Origin of the sequence: Oceanicola sp. 22II-s10i, assembly GCF_002210105.1 — a bacterium.
Lineage (GTDB): Bacteria > Pseudomonadota > Alphaproteobacteria > Rhodobacterales > Rhodobacteraceae > Pseudooceanicola.
This window is the reverse complement of the sequence record NZ_AQQU01000001.1, coordinates 924,658-944,122: the sequence shown is the minus strand read 5'-3', so window position 1 is coordinate 944,122 and position 19,465 is coordinate 924,658. Positions and strand designations below refer to the sequence as shown.

Annotated in this window: 21 protein-coding genes; 11 read left to right on the top strand and 10 right to left on the bottom strand. The window is 66.8% G+C overall.

Going from position 1 to position 19,465, the window contains the following annotated elements:
• Positions 1-69: 69 nt before the first annotated feature.
• Both ATO6_RS04680 and ATO6_RS04675 read left to right on the top strand, forming a co-directional pair.
• Complete coding sequence (locus tag ATO6_RS04680; RefSeq protein ID WP_088622746.1) at positions 70-390, top strand: nuclear transport factor 2 family protein; 321 nt, start codon at positions 70-72, stop codon at positions 388-390.
• Complete coding sequence (locus ATO6_RS04675) at positions 390-1,169, top strand: SDR family oxidoreductase (RefSeq protein WP_088623410.1); 780 nt, start codon at positions 390-392, stop codon at positions 1,167-1,169. The genes ATO6_RS04680 and ATO6_RS04675 overlap by 1 nt, the downstream gene beginning before the upstream one ends.
• Positions 1,170-1,176: 7 nt before the next feature.
• Here the strand turns inward: ATO6_RS04675 and ATO6_RS04670 are convergent, their stop codons facing one another.
• Complete coding sequence (locus ATO6_RS04670) at positions 1,177-2,058, bottom strand: LysR family transcriptional regulator (RefSeq protein ID WP_088622745.1); 882 nt, start codon at positions 2,056-2,058, stop codon at positions 1,177-1,179.
• A 138-nt stretch (positions 2,059-2,196) separates the two neighbouring features.
• Between ATO6_RS04670 and ATO6_RS04665 the strand changes: the two genes are divergently transcribed.
• Together ATO6_RS04665 and ATO6_RS04660 are read left to right on the top strand one after the other, a co-directional pair.
• Positions 2,197-3,207 (top strand): zinc-binding alcohol dehydrogenase family protein, encoded by a 1,011-nt coding sequence (locus ATO6_RS04665; RefSeq protein ID WP_088623409.1) that lies wholly within the window; start codon positions 2,197-2,199, stop codon positions 3,205-3,207.
• 115 nt (positions 3,208-3,322) lie between these two features.
• Complete coding sequence (locus ATO6_RS04660) at positions 3,323-3,832, top strand: ATP-binding protein (RefSeq protein WP_088622744.1); 510 nt, start codon at positions 3,323-3,325, stop codon at positions 3,830-3,832.
• A 15-nt stretch (positions 3,833-3,847) separates the two neighbouring features.
• Here ATO6_RS04660 and ATO6_RS04655 read toward each other — a convergent pair whose 3' ends face one another.
• The 3 genes from ATO6_RS04655 to ATO6_RS04645 form a co-directional block, all read right to left on the bottom strand.
• Positions 3,848-5,128 (bottom strand): flavin-dependent oxidoreductase, encoded by a 1,281-nt coding sequence (locus tag ATO6_RS04655; RefSeq protein WP_088622743.1) that lies wholly within the window; start codon positions 5,126-5,128, stop codon positions 3,848-3,850.
• A 60-nt stretch (positions 5,129-5,188) separates the two neighbouring features.
• Positions 5,189-5,995 (bottom strand): MaoC family dehydratase, encoded by an 807-nt coding sequence (locus ATO6_RS04650; protein ID WP_088622742.1) that lies wholly within the window; start codon positions 5,993-5,995, stop codon positions 5,189-5,191.
• Between the two features lie 233 nt (positions 5,996-6,228).
• The gene (locus tag ATO6_RS04645; protein WP_088622741.1) at positions 6,229-6,915 is read right to left on the bottom strand and encodes a response regulator transcription factor; all 687 of its coding nucleotides are present in this window, start codon (positions 6,913-6,915) and stop codon (positions 6,229-6,231) included.
• A 158-nt stretch (positions 6,916-7,073) separates the two neighbouring features.
• On the opposite strand from ATO6_RS04645, the gene ribA reads away from it, so the two are divergent.
• Positions 7,074-8,165 (top strand): GTP cyclohydrolase II, encoded by a 1,092-nt coding sequence (gene ribA / locus ATO6_RS04640; protein WP_088622740.1) that lies wholly within the window; start codon positions 7,074-7,076, stop codon positions 8,163-8,165.
• Positions 8,166-8,185: 20 nt separating this feature from the next.
• Positions 8,186-8,683, top strand: a complete 498-nt coding sequence (locus tag ATO6_RS04635; RefSeq protein WP_088623408.1) for a L,D-transpeptidase — start codon at positions 8,186-8,188, stop codon at positions 8,681-8,683.
• Positions 8,684-8,686: 3 nt separating this feature from the next.
• Here ATO6_RS04635 and ATO6_RS04630 read toward each other — a convergent pair whose 3' ends face one another.
• From ATO6_RS04630 to ATO6_RS04610, 5 genes are all read right to left on the bottom strand, one after another.
• Positions 8,687-9,079, bottom strand: a complete 393-nt coding sequence (locus ATO6_RS04630; protein ID WP_088622739.1) for a YbhB/YbcL family Raf kinase inhibitor-like protein — start codon at positions 9,077-9,079, stop codon at positions 8,687-8,689.
• Positions 9,080-9,203: 124 nt separating this feature from the next.
• Positions 9,204-10,148: an ectoine hydroxylase gene (gene thpD, locus ATO6_RS04625; RefSeq protein ID WP_088622738.1), complete on the bottom strand. Its 945-nt coding sequence runs from the start codon at positions 10,146-10,148 to the stop codon at positions 9,204-9,206.
• Between the two features lie 127 nt (positions 10,149-10,275).
• On the bottom strand, positions 10,276-10,929 hold the full coding sequence (locus tag ATO6_RS04620) for a YggS family pyridoxal phosphate-dependent enzyme (RefSeq protein WP_088622737.1): 654 nt from the start codon (positions 10,927-10,929) through the stop codon (positions 10,276-10,278).
• Positions 10,930-10,983: 54 nt separating this feature from the next.
• A complete protein-coding gene (locus tag ATO6_RS04615; protein ID WP_141101936.1) occupies positions 10,984-11,385 on the bottom strand; it encodes a porin in 402 nt (133 codons plus the stop codon).
• Positions 11,386-11,411: 26 nt separating this feature from the next.
• A complete protein-coding gene (locus ATO6_RS04610; RefSeq protein WP_088622735.1) occupies positions 11,412-12,380 on the bottom strand; it encodes a porin in 969 nt (322 codons plus the stop codon).
• Positions 12,381-12,652: 272 nt separating this feature from the next.
• Here ATO6_RS04610 and ATO6_RS04605 point away from each other — a divergent pair, with 272 nt between their 5' ends.
• A complete protein-coding gene (locus tag ATO6_RS04605) occupies positions 12,653-13,174 on the top strand; it encodes a DUF3576 domain-containing protein (RefSeq protein ID WP_088622734.1) in 522 nt (173 codons plus the stop codon).
• Positions 13,175-13,208: 34 nt separating this feature from the next.
• Here ATO6_RS04605 and ATO6_RS04600 read toward each other — a convergent pair whose 3' ends face one another.
• Positions 13,209-14,453 carry a glycosyltransferase gene (locus tag ATO6_RS04600; protein WP_088622733.1) on the bottom strand — a complete coding sequence of 415 codons (1,245 nt, stop codon included), beginning with the start codon at positions 14,451-14,453 and terminating at the stop codon, positions 13,209-13,211.
• 148 nt (positions 14,454-14,601) lie between these two features.
• Here ATO6_RS04600 and leuS point away from each other — a divergent pair, with 148 nt between their 5' ends.
• The 4 genes from leuS to ATO6_RS04580 are packed head-to-tail and all read left to right on the top strand — an operon-like array spanning position 14,602 to position 19,454.
• Complete coding sequence (gene leuS / locus ATO6_RS04595; RefSeq protein ID WP_088622732.1) at positions 14,602-17,166, top strand: leucine--tRNA ligase; 2,565 nt, start codon at positions 14,602-14,604, stop codon at positions 17,164-17,166.
• Complete coding sequence (lptE, locus tag ATO6_RS04590) at positions 17,153-17,650, top strand: LPS assembly lipoprotein LptE (protein WP_088622731.1); 498 nt, start codon at positions 17,153-17,155, stop codon at positions 17,648-17,650. Before leuS ends, lptE begins: the two co-directional genes overlap by 14 nt.
• Positions 17,647-18,675 carry a DNA polymerase III subunit delta gene (holA, locus tag ATO6_RS04585; RefSeq protein ID WP_088622730.1) on the top strand — a complete coding sequence of 343 codons (1,029 nt, stop codon included), beginning with the start codon at positions 17,647-17,649 and terminating at the stop codon, positions 18,673-18,675. Before lptE ends, holA begins: the two co-directional genes overlap by 4 nt.
• Positions 18,672-19,454 carry a hypothetical protein gene (locus tag ATO6_RS04580; protein ID WP_088622729.1) on the top strand — a complete coding sequence of 261 codons (783 nt, stop codon included), beginning with the start codon at positions 18,672-18,674 and terminating at the stop codon, positions 19,452-19,454. Before holA ends, ATO6_RS04580 begins: the two co-directional genes overlap by 4 nt.
• Positions 19,455-19,465 lie beyond the last annotated feature (11 nt).

Sequence of the window (19,465 nt, the reverse complement as noted above, 5' to 3'; positions counted from 1 at the left end):
GATTTATCCCGCTTATCGGGTTGATCGTCCACTCCTACCTTTCGGGCATCAACAGAAGGGAGCAATCCGATGACACTGCCCGACCCGATCCAGACCTATTTCTCCGCCCGCGCCCCGCAGGATGCGTCGCTGCTGGCCGCCGCCTTTGCCCCGAACGCCGAGGTGCGCGACGAGGGGCAGGTGCTGCGCGGCCCCCAGCAGATCCTGCGCTGGTGGCAGGAGGCCAAGGCGAAATACGACCATCGTGCCGAACCGCAGGACATGACCCAGACCGCCGGACGGACCGTGGTCCGCGCGCGCGTCACCGGCAACTTTCCCGGCAGTCCCGCCATGCTGACCTTTACCTTTGCCCTGTCCGGCAACCGGATCGCCGCGCTGGAGATCGGATGATGCCCGGCTTCCTGACTTTCGAAGGCCGTCGCGCGCTGATCACCGGCGGGACGCAGGGCGCAGGCGCCGCGACCGTCGCGCTGTTTCGCGACCTCGGGGCGCATGTGCTGACCACGGCCCGCAACCGCCCCGAGGGCCTGCCGGACGACATGTTCGTCGCCGCCGACCTCACGACGCCCGAAGGCTGCGAGACGGTCGCCACCGCCGTGCGCGATCGGATGGGCGGGGTGGACATCGTGGTGCACATGCTCGGCGGTTCCTCGGCCCCCGGTGGCGGGTTCGCCGCGCTTGGCGAGGCGGAATGGCAGGCGGAGCTGGACCTGAACCTGATGCCCGCCGTGCGGCTGGACCGCGCGCTGCTGCCGGGCATGATCGCGCAGGGGGCGGGCGTCGTGATCCACGTCACCTCGATCCAGCGCCTGATGCCGCTGCCCGCCTCGACCACCGCTTACGCCGCCGCGAAAGCCGCGCTGTCGGTCTACAGCAAGAGCCTGTCCAAGGAGGTTTCGCCCAAGGGTGTCCGCGTGCTGCGCGTGGCACCGGGGTGGATCGAAACGGACGCCTCGGTCCGGCTGGCCGAGCGTCTGGCGCAGGAGGCGGGGACTGACCTGGAGGGCGGCAAGCGGATCATCATGGAAGGTCTGGGCGGCATCCCCATCGGCCGGCCGAGCACGCCGGAGGAGATCGCGAACCTGATCGCCTTCCTCGCCTCGGATCGCGCCGGGACGATGACCGGGACCGAAGTGGTCATCGACGGCGGCACGGTGCCGACGGCCTGACCGCCGATCAGGCGAACTCCGCCGCCAGCGCCTCGATCAACAGGCGGATCCGGCGGATGCGGCCACGCCCGGCGGGATAGACGACCTGCAGGCCGATCGGCGGTGTCTCGAATGCCGTCAGCAGGGGCACCAGCCGCCCCGCGGCCAGATCGCCCGCGATGTCCCACTCGGATTTCCGGGCGATCCCGTGACCGTCGATGCACCAGCGGCGCACCGCCTCGCCGTCGTTGGCGGTGCGGTCCCCGCGCACCGCAATCCGGCGTGTCCGCCCGTCGATGTCAAAGGGCCAGAACCGGTCGGTGTTCGCGCCGAAACGCATCATCAGACAGTTGTGGCGTGCGAGGTCCTCGGGATGCTCCGGCACGCCGTGACGGTCGAGATAGGCGGGCGCCGCGCAGACATGGCGGGCGCAGTCGGCCAGCCGCCGCACCATCAGCGTGCTGTCCTGCAGATCGCCGTACCGCACGGCCAGGTCAAAGCCCTGTGCCACGAGGTCGACATAGCCGTCACTCAGGTGCAGGTCGATTTCGACCTCCGGATGCGCGGCCTGAAACGTGTCCAGAACTGCCGCGATCCGGTTGCGCCCGAGGTCAGCCGGGGCCGACAGGCGGATCGGCCCGGCCACGCGCGCCGCGCCCAGCCGGATGCGGGCGTCCAGATCCTCGGCCTCGGCCAGCAGGTGCTGCGCCCCCGCCGCCAGCGCCCGGCCCTCCTCGGTCAGGCTGAAGGACCGCGTGGTGCGATGCAGCAGCCGGGTGCCGTAATGCGCCTCCAGCGCCGCGAGCCGTTCCGACACGGTCGCAGGCGACAGCCCCATGTCCCGCGCCGCCGCGGCCAGCGAGCCACGGTCGAGGATCGTCAGGAAAAGGCGGAGCTGGTCGAGGAGCATTGTTCGCCCATGCCGAAGTATCACTTCGGATCAGGCCCCATTATCAGGAGCATTGGCAAGGACTACCTTGCGCCGCAGATGCAACTCCACGGCTCCGAGGATTTCACGATGCCAGACACCCACACCCCCGCCGCGACCATGAAGGCGGTCGGCCTGACGCGCCACCTGCCGGTCGACGACCCGGAGGCGTTCCTCGATCTCGACCTCCCGCGTCCCGTCCCGCAGGGTCACGACATCCTGGTCGAAGTGCGCGCCGTTGCCGTGAACCCCGTCGACACCAAGGTCCGGCGCCAGCCGGGCGAGGTGCAGAACCCGCCGCGCGTTCTGGGGTTCGACGCCTCGGGCGTGGTGGCCGGGGTCGGCCCGGAGGTGACCCTCTTCGCACCCGGTGACGAAGTCTATTATGCGGGCGACATCACCCGCCAAGGATCGAACCAGCAGTTCCAGCTGGTCGACGAGCGCATCGTCGGCCGCAAGCCCGCCAGCCTGACCCATGCCGAGGCCGCCGCCCTGCCGCTGACGACCATCACCGCCTACGAGGCGATGTTCGACCGGCTGGGCATCGACCGGGACGGCGCCGACAGCGGCCAGACGATCCTGATGTTCGGCGGCGCGGGGGGTGTCGGCTCCATCGCGATCCAGCTGGCCAAACGGGCCGGGCTGACGGTGATCGCCACCGCCTCGCGCCCGGAAACCATCGCCTGGGCCAGAGAGCTCGGCGCGGACCATACCGTCAGCCACCGCGAAGACGTCGTCGCGCAGGTCCGCGCGCTCGGGTTTCATCATCTCGACCACATCGCCATCTTCAACGACATGCGCCACTGGGATGCGGCGGTGGAGCTGATCCGGCCGCAGGGCGGGATCGTCACCATCGACGACACCAGCCTGCCGATGCCGATGGCGGGGATGAAGACCAAGGCGGCCAGCCTGCACTGGGAATACATGTTCGCCCGCCCGGTGCACGGGACGCCCGACATGATCGAACAGCATCGCCTGCTGTCCTTCGTCGCGGACGAGATCGACGCCGGACGCCTGCGCACGACCGTCAGCGAGGTTCTGAGCCCGATCAATGCCGCGAACATGCGGGAGGCCCACGCGATGATCGAGGCAGGAACCGCCAAGGGCAAGATCGTGCTGGAAGGGTTCTGACCCTCTGCGACCCCGCGCAAGGACGCGGGGCCAACTCTGGCGAAAGACGGTTCGCCGGACTACTGGACTGTCGGGCCGCGCGGCAGCGGGGCAAAGGACGGACCGGGAGCAACCCATGCACAATCCCAAGCAAGAACCGACCCTGCACCTGATCTGCGGACGGATCGCCGCCGGGAAATCCACGCTGGCCACCAGGCTCGGCGAGGCGGACAACACCGTGGTGATCCGCGAGGACGACTGGCTGGCGGGGCTCTATGGCGATCAGATGGCGACCATTCAGGACTACCTGCGATGCGCCGCGCGGCTGCGATCCGTCGTCGGTCCGCATGTCCGAGAGCTGCTGAACGCGGGGATGTCGGTGGTCCTCGACTTTCAGGCGAACACGATCGAGTCGCGGGCATGGATGCGCGGCATTCTGGACACCTCTGGGGCCGCGCATGTGCTGCACCTGCTGGACGTGTCCGAAGAGCAGTGCCTGGCGCGCCTGCGCGCCCGGAACGCGGCGGGCGATCACCCCTTTGCGGTGACCGAGGCACAGTTTCACCAGATTTCGCGCCACTTCATGACGCCGCAGCCGGACGAGGGGTTCAATGTCGAGGTGCACCGCCCTCGGGCGGAGGCCTGAGGCCCCCGGAACCGTTCAGCCCGCCACGGTCGCGCCGGACGGGATCGTCCGCGGGGCCGCGTTCAGCGCCTCACGCGCAAAGCCCGCGGCCTTCTGGTAACCCGCCATGAAGTCCCGCCGCTCGGCCTCGGGGATCACCTCGTCGATGTCGTCGAACGTGCCGCCACAGCGTTCGTCCACGAGGTTCAGCAGGCCGAAGGGCCCCGCCCCCCGGTTGCGCAGGATCACCTGCGATATCGGACCGCAGAGCGCGTCGTCATAGGCCGCCAGCGCGTCCGGCGTGACACCGTGGGCCAGCATCCTGGCCCCGATCACGCGGGCATCCACGATGGCCTGGCTCGCGCCGTTCGACCCGGTCGGATACATCGCATGGGCGGCGTCGCCCATCAGGGCCACCGCGCCGTCGCGCCACGTGGGGATCGGATCGCGGTCGATCATCGGGTTCTCATAGGCCACGTCGGCGCCCCGGATCAGGCCCGGCACGTCCAGCCAGTCATAGGTCCAGCCCTCGAAATGCGCGGCGGCCTCCTCGACACCGACCTGCCGGAACCAGCCCGTGCGGGACCAGCCCTGGGCCGGGTCCAGCGTGATCTCGGCGATCCAGTTGACCATCGCGTAGCCTTCGGCGTCGGGATACGAGATCGGGTAGATGACCATGCGGTGCCGGTGCGTGCCCAGGCCCACGAAGGACGATCCGGTGCGGATCGGCTTGGTCCGCGTCGTGCCCCGCCACATCACCGCGCCGCCCCAGTGGATCGGCGGCTGGCCCGGATGCATCTGGGCCCGGATCGCGGAATGGATGCCGTCCGCGCCGATCAGCAGCGTGCCGCGCTCCTCGTGCACCGTGCCGTCCGGCCCCTCGACCAGTGCGACGACGCCTGCCCCGTCCTGACGATAGCCGGTGACCTTGTGGCCGAGCCGCAGGGCATCCGGCCCGGCCCGGTCGGTGAAGGTCTGCGCCATAAGCATGTGGAACGCACCCCGGTGCGCGGCATATTGCGGCCAGTCGTAACCGGCGTAGGTGCCGCGCGGTTCGGCATAGATGTCGTTGCCGTTCAGACCGACCAGCGCCCATTCCCGCGCGGGCACGCCGACGGAATCCAGCGCCTCGGCCCCGATCCCGAGGTCGTAGAGTTCGCGCACGGCGTTCGGCTGCAGGTTGATCCCGACACCGAGCGGCTTCAGCTCTCGCACCGCCTCGTAGACCCGGCAGGGCACGCCGATCTGGTGCAGCGTCAGGGCGAGGCTCAGCCCGCCGATACCGCCGCCCGCGATCAGGACCAATGGATCACTCATGCCGCCCCCTCCTGCGCTGCCGCTGGTCTTTTAGCAGGTCGCGACGGGGTGGCAACGCGCTCACTTGCCGGGGACGAGCTCCGAGATCGCCATTTCCACCAGCACCTTGCCGTCGCGCGACAGGCAGATGGCCGACCACTCGCCCGCACCCTCGACACGGACGTCAAAGGCGTCGTCCCAGTGGATCGGGCGGCGGAAGCGGATGTCCATGCGAATGTGCTTCGGCGCGAACTGCCGCCAGATGGCGGCGGTCAGGTAGCGCACGCCATGGGCCCCGCCGATGATCGGCGCGCGGTAGCCCGCGCGGTTGGCGGCGTCCATGTCGTTGTGGATGGGGTTGGTGGTCTTGAGGCTGTAGGCCGACACGATGTCCGGCGTCAGCTGGATGTGCTCGATGACCTCTAGCGCTTCGGGATCGGCGATCACCGGATCGGGCCGCTTGCCCGCCCCGCGCAGCTTGGGGTCGGCATATTTCTTCGGATCGGTCCGCAGCGAGACGCGCCCGGTGCGCAGGCACAGCCGCCCGTCCGAGCCGTGATAGGTCGCCTCGGCCTCAGAAGTGGTGCCCCGCGGCACCTCCTTGACCTCGACGATGCCGCCGGTGACCGTGACCTCCTCGTCGAATTTCGGCAGGTCGCGCACCTCGAGCCACTGCACCATGTTCACCGCCCCGGACGAGGGCACGCCGTTGCGCACCTGCTCCTCGATCGCCAGCGTGATGAAGGTGGCCGGGTCCAGCCCCCCGCCAAAGGTCATCGGGTCAATACCGCAGATTCCCAGCAGGCGCTTTTCATCCTCGGCATTCGGCACGAAACGGCGCTCGGCGTACTTGAACCCGGCGTAGGGTTCGAATTCCTTAACGGTCATTGGCGATCCTCCCTCCCGCAGCCTGTCACCGCCCGCACCCCCCGTCACCGGCCCGGCCCCAGCCTTCGCGGATGTGCAAAAAAAAGCCCGGGCCAAGGCCCGGGCGAGTCCAACAGGGAGGTGCGTGACGTAACCCGGTCACGCGCGGGTTGGGTTAATCATAACTTGCGATATGGATACCACTTTGATCCAGCGCAAGTCAGGTCAGGGATTCCTTACGTGGTGTGGCGATTTTACGCGACCAGGCGATAGCCGCCGGATTCCGTCACCAGCAGGCGGGCGTTGGACGGATCGGGTTCGATCTTCTGCCGCAGCCGGTAGATGTGGGTTTCCAGCGTATGCGTGGTCACACCGGCGTTGTAGCCCCAGACCTCGTGCAGCAGCACGTCGCGGGCCACCACGCCTTCGGTCGCACGGTAGAGGAACTTGAGGATGTTCGTCTCTTTCTCGGTCAGACGGATCTTCTTCTCGTCCTCGGTGATCAGCATCTTCATCGACGGCTTGAACGTGTAGGGCCCAAGCTGAAAGATCGCGTCCTCGCTCTGTTCATGCTGGCGCAGCTGCGCACGGATGCGGGCCAGCAGCACCGGGAACTTGAACGGCTTGGTCACGTAGTCGTTGGCGCCCGAATCGAGGCCGAGGATCGTGTCGGCATCGCTGTCGTGCCCGGTCAGCATCAGCACCGGCGCCTTGACGCCCTGCTTGCGCATCAGGCGGCACAGTTCGCGCCCATCCGTGTCGGGCAGGCCGACGTCCAGAATAATGAGGTCGTAATGCGCGTCCTTCACCTTCTGCATCGCCTGCGATCCGCTGCCCGCTTCGAAGACGTCGAAGTCTTCGGTCATGACAAGTTGCTCGCTCAGCGCCTCGCGCAGGTCGTCGTCATCGTCGACCAGAAGGATTTTTCTAAGTTGTCCCATAAGGGGCCTCCTTTTTCACTGGCGATCACATCTGCATGACGCCCCCGCCCGGCAAGTTATGCGTCAGATGTTTCACGCGGACGTGTCCCCCGTCCGTCGAATGTTTCAAATCCGTTAGAAAAGTCTTAGATGAACCGGACATCAGACCGGTATCCCGCATGAGCCTTGCCCCCGACATCACCGAAACGCTGGCCCGCGCCCGCTCCGACCTGCGGCTTGGGCTGGGGGTCGTCCTGTCCGACGGCGCGTCCGGCGCGCTGGTCATGGCCGCCGAAACGCTGAGCCCCGCGCGCCTGCAGGACATGCTGGCGCTTGGCGGGCGGCCGGTGCTGGCGATCACCGCACGGCGGGCCGCGACGCTCAAGGCCCGGCCCTATGATGGCGATCTGGCGCGGATCCGGCTGCCGGGCGATGTCACGCCCGGCTGGATCATGGCAGTCGCGGATCCGGCGGACGATCTGAAATCGCCGATGAAGGGGCCGCTGGTGGCCGAACGCGAGGGACCGGCGCACCTGCACCGTCTGGCGCTGAAGCTGGCGAAATCCGCCCGCATCCTGCCCGCCGCGCTGGTCCTGCCGATCCCCGAGGCGACCGCCTTTGCCGCCGAACATGGCCTGACCCGCGTCGACGCACCCCGCGCCGCCAGCGTGGTGGACGAGATGAGCCCGCTGCACCCGGTCGTCCATGCCCGCGTGCCGCTGGAGGCGTCGGAGGCCGGGCGCGTCCACGTCTTCCGGCCCGACGACGGCGGAGAGGAACACTATGCCATCGAAATTGGCCATCCGCCCCGCGACGAACCGGTTCTGGCCCGCCTGCATTCGGCCTGTTTCACCGGCGACCTGCTCGGCTCGCTGAAATGCGACTGCGGCCCGCAGCTGCGCGGCGCGCTGGCGCAGATGGGGAGCGAGGGCGCGGGCGTGCTGCTCTACCTGAACCAGGAAGGACGCGGGATCGGCCTTGCCAACAAGATGCGGGCCTATTCGCTGCAGGATCAGGGCTTCGACACGGTCGAGGCGAACCACCGGCTGGGCTTCGAGGATGACGAGCGCGATTTCCGGCTGGGAGCCGAGATCCTGAAACGGATGGGGTTCCGGTCGGTCCGCCTGCTGACGAACAACCCCGCCAAGATCGCGATGATGGAAAAGAACGGCGTCACCGTCACGGAACGGGTGCCGCTGAAGGTGGGCGAGAATGCCCACAACCGCGCCTACCTCGCCACCAAGGCGAAGAAGTCGGGGCACCTGCTGTGACCACCGTCAGTCCCGCCGACATGGTCCTGACCCCGACCGGCCTGCGCTTTCTGGGCCGCCGGTTTCCCTGCACCATCGGGCGCGGCGGCATCCGTGCGGACAAGCGCGAAGGTGATGGCGGGACCCCTGTGGGAACGCACCGGATCGTCGGCCTGTTCTACCGTCCCGACCGGATCGCGGTTCCGAACAGCTGGGCCGAGCCGATCCTGCCGCGCGACCTGTGGTGCGACCAGTCGGGCGATCCCCACTACAACCACCTCGTGCAGGCGCCCTATTCCGGCGGGCACGAGACGCTGCGCCGGGCCGATCCGCTTTATGACATCGTGATGGTGATGGACTGGAACTGGCCCGACGCCGTGCCCAGCAAGGGCTCGGCCATCTTCATCCACGGCTGGCGGCGTCCCGGCTATCCGACCGCCGGATGCATCGCGTTCCGCCGCGATCACCTGCGCTGGATCGCGGAGCGGGTGATGCCCGGCACGCTTGTGCATGTGCCGGGTCAGATCACCGTGGACTGAGTTTTATTCGGGGTAACGGCGCTTGGCGGCCGCCTTGGCCAGCACCTTGTTTCCCGCTTTGGCCGTCGCACGCCATTCGTAGGTGTGCACCCCGCTCGGCGGACAGGGGCTCTTGTATTTGAACAGCCCCGCCGGAACCTTGCCGCTGCCCGTCATCTTCAGCCGTGCCCCGCCATGGTCGTAGCTGGGGACATCGAGATCGACGAGCTTGAATTCGATGGTTTCCGTCCCTGCCGGCACACCGCTGAGGGTGAACTGCGGATTGCCGACCGTGTTCGGCCGACCGGAGGTGCAGGAGGGGATGTTGCCCCAGCCCGAGAAGGACAGCTTCATTTCGGCAGAGGCCGCGCCGGCAGAAAGTGCCAGCAGCGCGGCGGCGAGAAGTGATTTGTGCATGTGAGAATTCCGCAAATACCAAGTGTGAATGCGGTCATGCTAGCACATCCCGGTGGAATTCAGAGAAGTATTGAGATTCGGACGGGCACAGGTTCAAACCCTGCGCCCGGTCCGCATTTCATTGTCAGGCAAACGCGCCACTGACCGGCTCGATCGGATCGGGGACCGGCCGGCCCTGGTTCGCAAGGAACGGCGGGCGCGGCTTGTCCGCCGCATAGGGGTCGCCCACGAGGTTCGACATCGCGTTGTAGACGAAGAAGCCGTTCGACCGCGGGTCCGGCGTGATGTTCCCGTTGGACCCGTGCAGCGTGTTGCACTCGAAAAAGACGATCGTCCCGGCCGGACCCGTCGCCACGTCGAGGCCCAGCTCCTTCACCAGCCGCGAAATCGTATCGGGCTGTGGCACGCCGATCTTCTGCGCCTTGAGCGAGGTCTCGTGGTTCGCATCGGGCGTTTCACCTTGGCAGGCGATGAAGGTCTTGTGCGATCCCGGCACCAGCATCAGCGGTCCGTTCAGCGCGGAGTTGTCGGTCAGCAGGATCGAGGCCGACACCGCGCGCATCCGGGGCATCCCGTCTTCGGCGTGCCAGGTCTCGAAGTCCGAATGCCAGTAGAACTCCTTGCCGGTGAAGCCCGGTTTGTAGTTCAGCCGGGACTGGTGCAGGTACACCCGGTCCCCCAGCAGGAACTCCGCAACGCCGGCGACACGGGAATCCCGTGCAAGCCGGTCGAAGAGCGGCGAGTGCGCATCGAGCCGGAAGATGGTGCGCACGGCGTCGCTCTCCGGTTCGGTGATCAGGTCGTCCCGGCCGATCTCCTGCGGTGCTTCGCGCAACCGGGCGGAGGTGTCGATCAGGGCCTGCAGTTCATCCGGAGAAAAGACGTCGCGTCGGACAAGGTAGCCCTTGGCGCGGTAGTGATCGGCCTCGTCGCGGGTGATCGGCGCGGCCTCATGCCATTCGGACCACAGGACAGGATCCAGCCTGTCGGTCAGCCTCTCACCGTCGCGCAGCCGCGTGGGATAGGCGTCCACCTCGGTGAACTGCCTCTCGGGGGTGGTGACGTTCATCACGCTCCTCCTTGAGTCTTGCAACAAGTTTTCGATTTTTCGCCGCGCGCCTAGGCGCGGCCTGCCACACTAACCTTGGGTCGCGCAGCAGGTTCCGGCTTGTCTCCGCCGCAGCGCGGCGAACGCATCAATGCGTATCGCGGGCCCCGAAGATGGCCGAACCGACGCGCACATGGGTCGCGCCCTGCCGGATCGCCTGCTCGAAATCGCCGGACATGCCCATCGATAGCCCCGGCAAACCGTTGCGTTCGGCGATCTTGGCGAGCAGCGCGAAATGCAGCGTCGGCTCTTCCTCGACCGGCGGGATGCACATAAGGCCCCGCACCGGCAGATCCAACCCCCGGCATTCCGCGACGAAGGCATCCGCCTCGGAGGGCAGGACACCTGCCTTCTGCGGTTCCTCGCCCGTGTTCACCTGGATGAAGAGGTCGGGACAGGCCCCGGTTTCCTGTGCGATCCGGGCTATGGCACCCGCCAGCTTGGGCCTGTCGATTGAGTGGATCGCCTGCGCTAGTTCCATCGCCTGCCGCACCTTGTTCGACTGAAGCGGGCCGATGATGTGGAGTTCGATCCCGTCATAAGTCTCGCGAAAGCGGGGCCACTTGCCCGCAGCCTCCTGGACCCGGTTCTCGCCGAACATCCGGTGCCCCGCGCGCAGCACGTCCTCCACCACGTCATCCGGCTGCATCTTGGAGACGGCGATCAGGCTGACCGAACCGGGCGCCCGGCCGGCGGCTTCTTCGGCTGCGGCGATTCTCGACTGGATTTCGGACAAGGACATGGCAATTCTCCCGCGCTGGCGGGACAGAACACCAGAACGCGCGCGAAGTGAACCCTAGTAGCGGACCGGCGGGCGTTGCGGTTCGCCGGTGGTGGTGATGTAGAACATGGGTGCGTTCCATTGCACCGGCTGCCCGACGCCACCTGTCGCCCGCATGTTCACGCCGGCGGACAGGCCGTTGTCCATCGGGACGTGGATCGTCGTGTCCAGACGGTTGCGGCCGTAGAGGTCGGTCGTGTCGTTCAGACTGCTGTCATAGGTCACGCCCATCGAGGCATCCCCCGAAAACCGGATGACCGGCTCGGCCAGCGCCGTTTGCGGCGCAATGAGGAGGATGAGAGTGGAGATCAGACCGTGTCGCATGTCATCAGAATGCGCGAGGTCCGCCACCGGGGCAAGCCGGGCGTCCATCCGGTCGCCCAAACGTGAAAAGGGCAGGTCCGAAGACCTGCCCAATCCTGATGTCCTCGACTTCTGAAAGATCAGAAGTTGAAGCGAACACCGAGGTCGGCTTTGGTGCCGCCGTATGCGCGCTCAACACCGCCGCGGACCGAAGCGCCGCCGCCGAGGTTGTGGATGAAGCCCAGGCCGAAGTTGGTCTGGTTGCCAGCAACCGAAGTGTTGGTGTTGTTCTCGTCGATCGAGACATATGCCTGGACCGAAGTCGCGGTGTTCACAGAGAACGAACCGGACAGGACGTAGAACATGCCGTCGGTGCCGTTGTCAGCAACTTTGGCTGCGACCGAAGCCGGGCCGATGTTGCCGCCGAGCGTTGCGAGCCATTCGGTTTCCGGGCCAACTGCGTTGTCCTGGTAACCAGCTGCGAAGGTCCAGCCGTTGAACTCGACGTTACCCGTGATCTGGGTCTTCGAGGTGGTGCCGACGTAGCCGTGGGTCAGCATCACGCCGTACATGCCGTTCGAGTACTCGACTTCTTTACCTTGTGCGAGACCGCCGCCACCGGAGGAGTACGACAGGTTGTCGTGGGTCAGAACGCCGCCCAGAGTCGGGACGTTGGCGAACGACATGCCGGTCAGACCGATCGAGCCGTGGTACAGGTTCGGCATCGAGTCGAATGCGCCCAGAACGTTGCCGACGCGAACGGTCAGGCCGTTTGCGGAGACGTAGAACTGGGGTGCGTTCCAGCCAGCACCGGTCGCGGTGGTGTTCGCAGCGCGAGTCACCAGAACGCCGTTACGGAAGAAGTTGGAGTTGACGGTCGGGCGGGTCCGGAACTTGGCGCCGAACTTGATGCCCTGGTCAGACGTGGTCGACGCTTCGATGTCGAACTGCAGACGCGAGTGCATGGCAACTTTGCCGCTGTTGGCGCCGCCGTTCGGGTCGGAGTAGACCAGACCAAAGCGGCCAAAGCCGCTGAAGTTCACGTCGCCGGCAACCGCGACGGTCGAGGTCGCGATCAGGGCAGCCGTGGTGAAGAGAACTTTTTTCATCGTTTTCCCTCGGTTTCTCAGTCACCCCAAGACCGGGGCATCCGGCTTGGGTATGCAGGGTCTTTCGCTCTTTTGGGGGTCTCATGGCAAGTGGATGCCCCATGCCCGGATGACTGGACCTCAAATTGGTGCAGCAATGCCACAGTGATGCCACGGTTAAGAAAGCGCGTCCTCGCATCATAAGCGGACTGCACCGTGGGAATCTCATTTTCCTTGCCCCTCGGACGGCCCTTGTTTAGGACAAAGGCCACAGGATCGGAGCGAACAGACGCATGATTTTTTCCCGTGTTTTCAGGATCGCGGCCACGGTTTCGCTGATAGCGGCACTGGCAGCCTGCGGGAACCGCGGCGGACTGCTGCCTGCCGGCGAGCAGGAAGAAGGCGCGACCGAGATCAATCCCTCCACGGGTCGGGCGGTCAACCGCGGCAACCCGCTGGAACAGGGCGACGGGACGTCGATCTTCGACATCCTGCGCGACCGTGACGACGGCACCAAGGTCGCGGTCAACCGCTACCTCTGGAATGCCTCGCTGGATGTCCTGAATTTCATGCCTGTCCAGACAGTTGACCCCTTCACCGGCGTCATCGTCATGGGCTACGGCACCCCGCCGGGCGGCGGCGGCAGCTATCGCGCGACCGTTCACATCAGCGATCCGGCCCTCGAGGCGCGGTCGCTGCATGTCTCGCTGCAGACCCGCGGTGGCCGTCCGGTCAGCGCATCGACTCAGCGTGCGGTCGAGGATGCGATTCTCACCCGCGCCCGCCAGCTTCGCGTCGGCGACAGCTTCTTCTGACGTGCGGGCCGCGTTCTGATCCCGCATCGCGGGGTCAGACGGTCATGTCTGCCAGGTCCTGAACCCACTGCATCTGCCGTGGCAGGCTGATGGTCTTAAGATCATAGCGTTCCCGGATCAGGTTGCGCGCAGTGCGTCCCAGCCGGGTCCGCGCCTCTGCCGAGTCGAGCAGCCGCCCCACCTCGTCGACCAGTGTCCCACCGTCGAAGAAATCCACCAGCCGCCCGGTTTCGTCATGCACGATCGCCTCGCGCACCGGTTCGGTCCCCGAGGCGACGATCGCAGCCTCGGCGCTCATCGCCTCGAACAGCGACCAGGACAGGACGAAGGGATAGGTCAGATAGATGTGCACCCGGCTGAGCTGAAGCAGTTCGACGAACCGGCTGTAGGGGATCCGCCCGAGGAAATGCACCCGCGCCCAGTCCGCGTCCGGTATCTGCCCCCGCACCTCATCAATAAAGATCTGTTTCCACGTCTTTCCGGCCGGGGCGGCGGCGCCGTAGCTGACGCCATCGCCGCCGACGATCATGATCTGTGCATTGGGCCGTGACTTGAGCAGATCCGGCAGGGCGCGCATGAACACGTGATACCCGCGGTAGGGTTCCAGGTTGCGGTTGACGAAGGTGATGACTTCGTCCTTGCGGGTCAGCGTCGGTCCGGTCGGCAGCTGGTAGCTGGCCCACTGGTTCCGCTTGATCGCCTCTGTGTCGATGCCGTCATGGACCACGGTGATCCGGTCGCGGAACGATGCGGGAAAGGTGTTGGCCTGAAACTTCGTCGGACTGATACCCGCCTGCGCGATCTGGAAATGCAGCTCGTTGTTCAGGTTCTTGAGACGCAGGCGAATCGCCTCGGTCTTGTCGTGGGGCCGGCTGAATTCGCGGTCGAAGCCGACATGCGGATATCCGGCCAGATGATACAGCTCGCAATAAAGCCCGATCCGCGCCTTCGGCCAGACGTCACGCAGGAACAACGACTCGCCCCAGCCATGATGTGCGATGATGACGTCGGGGTTGTATCCCGCTTCCTTCAGCTTGCTCGCAGCGTGAAAACAGGACTCGGCCCGCGTAACCTTGGTGTCGAGGTCCAGCATCCAGGGATGTGTCTTCTGCTCGGTCTTGCGGCGGATGCTGTAGGGCAGGATCTTGACGCCGTTCCAGTCCGTCGGCTCTTTCACACGTAGGGTCAGCGCGACCACGTGATGTCCCGCCTTGGCCAGGGCGACCGAGAGGTGCTTGAACTGGCCGGGGAAGTTCTGGTGAATGAAGAGAATATTCATCGGAGCTGCTTGCTGTTTAGGGCTCTTTATACGACCAGCCCCGCCCCTGACCAGATTTTGCCAGCGCTCCCCCCCGGCAATCGCTCTGGACCCTTGCCTAATTGCCGCATATCACCCCCGAAACGCTGAAAAGACGAGGAAACCGGTCATGGCCCGCTATGAGCCCGCAGAGATCGAGGCACGCTGGCAGAAGGCGTGGGAAGACGCGCGCATCTTCAAGGCCGAACGCGATCCGTCGCGGCCGAAGTACTACGTGCTCGAGATGTTCCCCTACCCGTCCGGCCGGATTCACATCGGTCACGTGCGCAACTACACGATGGGCGACGTGGTGGCGCGGTTCAAGCGCGCGACCGGGTTCAACGTGCTGCACCCGATGGGCTTCGACGCCTTCGGGATGCCGGCCGAGAACGCGGCGATGGCCAACGGCGGCCACCCCAAGGACTGGACCTATTCCAACATCGACACGATGGTCGAGCAGATGAAGCCGCTCGGCTTCTCGCTCGACTGGACGCGGATGTTCGCGACCTGCGACCCGGAATACTACGGCCAGCAGCAGGCGCTGTTTCTCGACTTCCTCGAAAAGGGCCTCGTCTATCGCAAGAACGCGGTGGTGAACTGGGACCCGGTCGACATGACCGTGCTGGCCAACGAACAGGTCATCGACGGCAAGGGCTGGCGCTCCGGCGCGCCGGTGGAACGCAAGGAACTGACGCAGTGGTTCTTCCGCATCTCCGAGATGGCGGGCGAACTGCTCGACGCGCTCGACGGGCTGGACGACTGGCCCGCCAAGGTGAAGCTGATGCAGGCCAACTGGATCGGCCGCTCGCGCGGGCTCCAGTTCTCGTTCGGCGTGGTCGAGCCCGAGCACGGGCACGACCGGATCGAGGTCTACACCACCCGCCCCGACACCCTGCTGGGCGCGTCCTTCGTCGGCATCTCGCCCGACCACCCGCTGGCCAAGGAGCTGGAGCGGCACGACCCCAAGGTCGCGGCCTTCTGCACCGAGGCGCGCAAGGGCGGCACCACCGAAGAGGCGATCGAGACGGCGGAAAAGCTGGGTTACGACACCGGGCTGAAGGTCCGCCATCCCTTTGACACGTCGTGGGAACTGCCGGTCTACATCGCCAACTTCATCCTGATGGATTACGGCACCGGCGCGATCTTCGGCTGCCCCGCGCATGACGAGCGCGACTTCGAATTCGCGACCAAGTACGGGCTGGACATCATCCCGACCTTCGAACCGGTCGAGGGCGACTATCCCAAGGGCGCCTACGTGCCCGCCAAGACCGACAAGGTCCGCTGGACCCGCGGTTTCGCATGGGACGAACTGGCGACCGGACAGGACGCCATCGACGCGGCCATCGACTTCTGCGAGTCGAAGGGCGTCGGCCAGGGCGTGACCAAGTTCCGCCTGCGCGACTGGGGCCTCTCGCGCCAGCGCTACTGGGGCTGCCCCATCCCTGTCGTGCATTGCGAAACCTGCGGTGTGGTGCCCGAGAAAAAGGAAAACCTGCCGGTCGAACTGCCCTACGACGAGGGCGGCAAGCCGATCGACTTCTCCATCCCCGGCAATCCGCTGGACCGTCACCCGACGTGGCGCGACTGCGCCTGCCCGTCCTGCGGCGGCCCCGCCCTGCGCGAGACGGATACGATGGACACCTTCGTCGACTCGTCGTGGTACTTCGCCCGCTTCACCGCGCCCCGCGCCACCACGCCGACGGTGGCCGAGGATGTCGACTACTGGATGAACGTCGACCAGTATATCGGCGGGATCGAGCACGCGATCCTGCACCTGCTCTATTCCCGCTTCTTCGCCCGCGCGATGCACATCTGCGGCCACCTGCCGGAGAAGTCGAAGGAACCCTTCGACGCGCTGTTTACGCAAGGAATGGTCACGCACGCGATCTACCAGACCACCAAGAACGGCCGTCCCGTCTACCATTACCCCGAGGACGTGGACCTGAAGGACGGCCGCGGCTACCTCAAGGACGGGACGGAGGTGGAGATCATTCCCTCGGCCAAGATGTCCAAGTCCAAGAACAACGTCGTCGACCCGGTCGCGATCATCCAGCAATACGGCGCGGACACCGCCCGCTGGTTCGTCCTGTCCGACAGCCCGCCGGAACGCGACGTCGAATGGACCGCCGCCGGGGCCGAGGCCGCGAACCGCCACCTCGCCCGCGTGCACCGGATCGCCTCCGAGATCGCCGAGACAGGCGAGGCGGGCGCGAAAGGGCCCGATGAGCCGCTGCTGCGCGAGATGCACAAGACGATCCGAGACGTGACGCTGGGGGTCGAAAGCTTCGGCTTCAACGCCGCGATCGCCAAGCTCTACGCCTTCACTAACACGCTGTCGAAATCCGACGCCGCTCCGGCGGCAAAGCGGCAGGCCGCGCTGACCCTCGCGCAGCTCATGTCGCCCATGACCCCGCACCTGTCCGAGGACATCTGGTCCCTGCTCGGCGGAAAGGGGCTGATCGCCGAGGCGCCGTGGCCCGTGGCCGACGAATCCATGATGGTCGAGGACTCCGTCACCCTGCCGATCCAGGTGAACGGCAAACGGCGGGGCGAAATCACCGTGCCCAAGGACATGCCTGCGGGCGAGGTTGAAAAGGCCGCGCTGGCAGTCGAGAATGTGCAAAGGGCGCTGGACGGGGCACAGCCCCGCAAGGTCATCGTCGTCCCCGGCCGGATCGTCAATGTGGTCGCCTGACCGTCGCCAGTTCCTGTCTCTCGCCGCACTCGCGGGCCTTTCGGCCTGCGGGTTCTCCCCGGTCTACGGACCGGGCGGGGCTGCGAACCGGCTGACGGGCCGCATCCGGCCCGCCGACCCGGTGACGGCGGATGAATACGTCCTCGTGCGCGAGCTTGAGACCCGGCTGGGCCGCGCCGCCGCCTCCGCGCCGATGTCGCTGGCCTACACCACCTCGATCACCGAGGAACGGATGGCGATCACCACCGACAACATCACCACCCGGTTCAATGTCATCGGCTCGGTCGAGTTCGACGTGGTGGATACCGCAACCGGCGGCACGCTGACCTCGCACAAGGTGCAGAGCTTCACCAGCTACTCCGCCACCGGCTCCACAGTGGCGACTCAGGCCGCGCGGCGCGATGCGCATGAACGGCTGATGGTGATCCTGACCGACCTCATCGTCGCCCGGCTGATGGCCGAGTCGGACAGGCTGCCCGCATGAAGCTGACCCCCCGCGACGCCCCCGGCTACTTCAACCGGCCTGAGGCGGACCGGACCGGCATCCTGATCTACGGTGCCGACGGCATGCGCGTGGCCCTGCGCCGCCAGCAGGTGGTCAAAGCCCTCGTCGGGCCGCAGGGCGAGGAAGAGATGCGCCTGACCCGCATCGCCGCCGCCGACCTGCGCCGCGATCCCGCGATGCTGGCCGATGCGATCAAGGCCACGGGGTTCTTTCCCGGCCCCCGCGTCGTGCATGTCGAGGACGCGGGCGAGGCGATGGCCGATCCGATCCTGAACGCCGTCGGAGACTGGGCGCCGGGCGATGCGCAGGTGGTCATCACCGCCGGCACGCTCAAGGCGACGTCGAAGCTGCGCAAGTTCTTCGAGGGCCACAGGAACGCCTGGGCCATCGGCATCTACGACGACCCGCCCTCGCGGGCCGAGATCGAGGGCATGCTGACCGACGCCGGGCTGAAGAACCTCGACGACGCCGCGATGCGCGACCTGACCGCGCTGGCGCAGGTGCTCGACCCCGGCGACTTCCGCCAGACGGTCGAGAAGCTGGCGCTCTACAAGTTCGACGACCCGGTCCCGCTGAGGGGCGAGGACATCGCCGCCGTCGCGCCGACCTCGACCGATGCCGACATCGACGACGTCCTGAACGTGGTGGCCGAGGCGCGCGCGGCCGAGATCGGGCCGGTGATGCGGCGGCTGACCGCGCAGGGGGTGCAGGCGGTGACGCTCTGCATCGGCGCGATGCGGCATTTCCGGACGCTCTATGCCGTGGCCTCGGCCCCAGGCGGCCCGTCCGAGGGGATCAACCGCCTGCGCCCGCCGGTCTTCGGCCCGCGCCGCGACCGCATCCTGCGGCAGGCGCAGGGTTGGGGCGCGTCCCGGCTGGAGGACGCTCTGGCGCTGCTGACGGACACCGATCTCGCCCTGCGCTCCGCCGGACGCACGGCACCGGACATGGCGCTGGTCGAACGCGCGCTGATCCGGCTGGCGATGATGTCGGCGCGCAGATGATCCGGGCGCTCGCCCTCGCCCTGAGCCTCATCGCGGCGCCCGCCGCCGCGCAGCAAAGCATCATCGGCGGCCATCCCTGCGGCCCCGCACTGATCCTGTCGCACGGCTTCGGCGGTTCCTCGAATGGCCTGTCGGACCTCGCCGCGGCGGCGGTGTTCGGCGGCTGGAACGTCTGGCTGCTGGACCACCCCGAAAGCGGCCGCGACGCCCTGCGCGATGTCCTCGCCGCGCCCGACCGCCGCGCGGCGCTGGCCAGGGCGGTGGCAGACCCGGCCCTCAACGCCGCCCGCGCCCGCGACCTCGACCACCTGCTCGCCACCGCCCTGCCCCGTTGCGCGGCCCTGATCACCGTCTTCGGCGGCCATTCGATGGGCGCGCAGACCGCGATCATCGAGGCGGGCGCGGCGAACGGCATGGGTGTGACGGGCAGTGACCGGTTCGACGCCTACATCGCGCTGTCCCCGCAGGGCCGGGGCGAACGTTTCAAACCCGGTGCATGGGCCGGGATCGACAAGCCTGTGCTGATGATCACCGGCACCCGCGACACGGCGATCGAGGGCGACTACCGCACTCGCCTGTCGGCCTTCGAGGGCCTGCCCGCCGAAGGGACCAAGTGGCTGGCCATCATCGACGGCGGCACGCACCGGCATATGTCCGGGCGCGGTGACGATCCCGAGGCGGTGCTGGTCCGTGAAATCGTGTTGGATTTCCTGACCGGCCTCGTGAATGGTGGCGTGGACCTGAAATCACGTCCCGGTGTCGAGATCCGCCACCGGTAAGGGAGGATCAC

Coding starts and splice junctions, on each gene's coding strand:
- ATO6_RS04610 (WP_088622735.1), bottom strand. CDS start 12,380: ATGAAAAAAGTTCTCTTCACCACGGCTGCCCTGATCGCGACCTCGACC.
- leuS (WP_088622732.1), top strand. CDS start 14,602: ATGGCCCGCTATGAGCCCGCAGAGATCGAGGCACGCTGGCAGAAGGCG.
- ATO6_RS04670 (WP_088622745.1), bottom strand. CDS start 2,058: ATGCTCCTCGACCAGCTCCGCCTTTTCCTGACGATCCTCGACCGTGGC.
- ATO6_RS04675 (WP_088623410.1), top strand. CDS start 390: ATGCCCGGCTTCCTGACTTTCGAAGGCCGTCGCGCGCTGATCACCGGC.
- ATO6_RS04660 (WP_088622744.1), top strand. CDS start 3,323: ATGCACAATCCCAAGCAAGAACCGACCCTGCACCTGATCTGCGGACGG.
- ATO6_RS04620 (WP_088622737.1), bottom strand. CDS start 10,929: ATGTCCTTGTCCGAAATCCAGTCGAGAATCGCCGCAGCCGAAGAAGCC.
- ATO6_RS04605 (WP_088622734.1), top strand. CDS start 12,653: ATGATTTTTTCCCGTGTTTTCAGGATCGCGGCCACGGTTTCGCTGATA.
- holA (WP_088622730.1), top strand. CDS start 17,647: ATGAAGCTGACCCCCCGCGACGCCCCCGGCTACTTCAACCGGCCTGAG.
- ATO6_RS04680 (WP_088622746.1), top strand. CDS start 70: ATGACACTGCCCGACCCGATCCAGACCTATTTCTCCGCCCGCGCCCCG.
- ATO6_RS04630 (WP_088622739.1), bottom strand. CDS start 9,079: ATGCACAAATCACTTCTCGCCGCCGCGCTGCTGGCACTTTCTGCCGGC.
- lptE (WP_088622731.1), top strand. CDS start 17,153: ATGTGGTCGCCTGACCGTCGCCAGTTCCTGTCTCTCGCCGCACTCGCG.
- ribA (WP_088622740.1), top strand. CDS start 7,074: ATGAGCCTTGCCCCCGACATCACCGAAACGCTGGCCCGCGCCCGCTCC.
- ATO6_RS04635 (WP_088623408.1), top strand. CDS start 8,186: ATGGTCCTGACCCCGACCGGCCTGCGCTTTCTGGGCCGCCGGTTTCCC.
- ATO6_RS04645 (WP_088622741.1), bottom strand. CDS start 6,915: ATGGGACAACTTAGAAAAATCCTTCTGGTCGACGATGACGACGACCTG.
- thpD (WP_088622738.1), bottom strand. CDS start 10,148: ATGAACGTCACCACCCCCGAGAGGCAGTTCACCGAGGTGGACGCCTAT.
- ATO6_RS04655 (WP_088622743.1), bottom strand. CDS start 5,128: ATGAGTGATCCATTGGTCCTGATCGCGGGCGGCGGTATCGGCGGGCTG.
- ATO6_RS04580 (WP_088622729.1), top strand. CDS start 18,672: ATGATCCGGGCGCTCGCCCTCGCCCTGAGCCTCATCGCGGCGCCCGCC.
- ATO6_RS04600 (WP_088622733.1), bottom strand. CDS start 14,453: ATGAATATTCTCTTCATTCACCAGAACTTCCCCGGCCAGTTCAAGCAC.
- ATO6_RS04665 (WP_088623409.1), top strand. CDS start 2,197: ATGAAGGCGGTCGGCCTGACGCGCCACCTGCCGGTCGACGACCCGGAG.
- ATO6_RS04650 (WP_088622742.1), bottom strand. CDS start 5,995: ATGACCGTTAAGGAATTCGAACCCTACGCCGGGTTCAAGTACGCCGAG.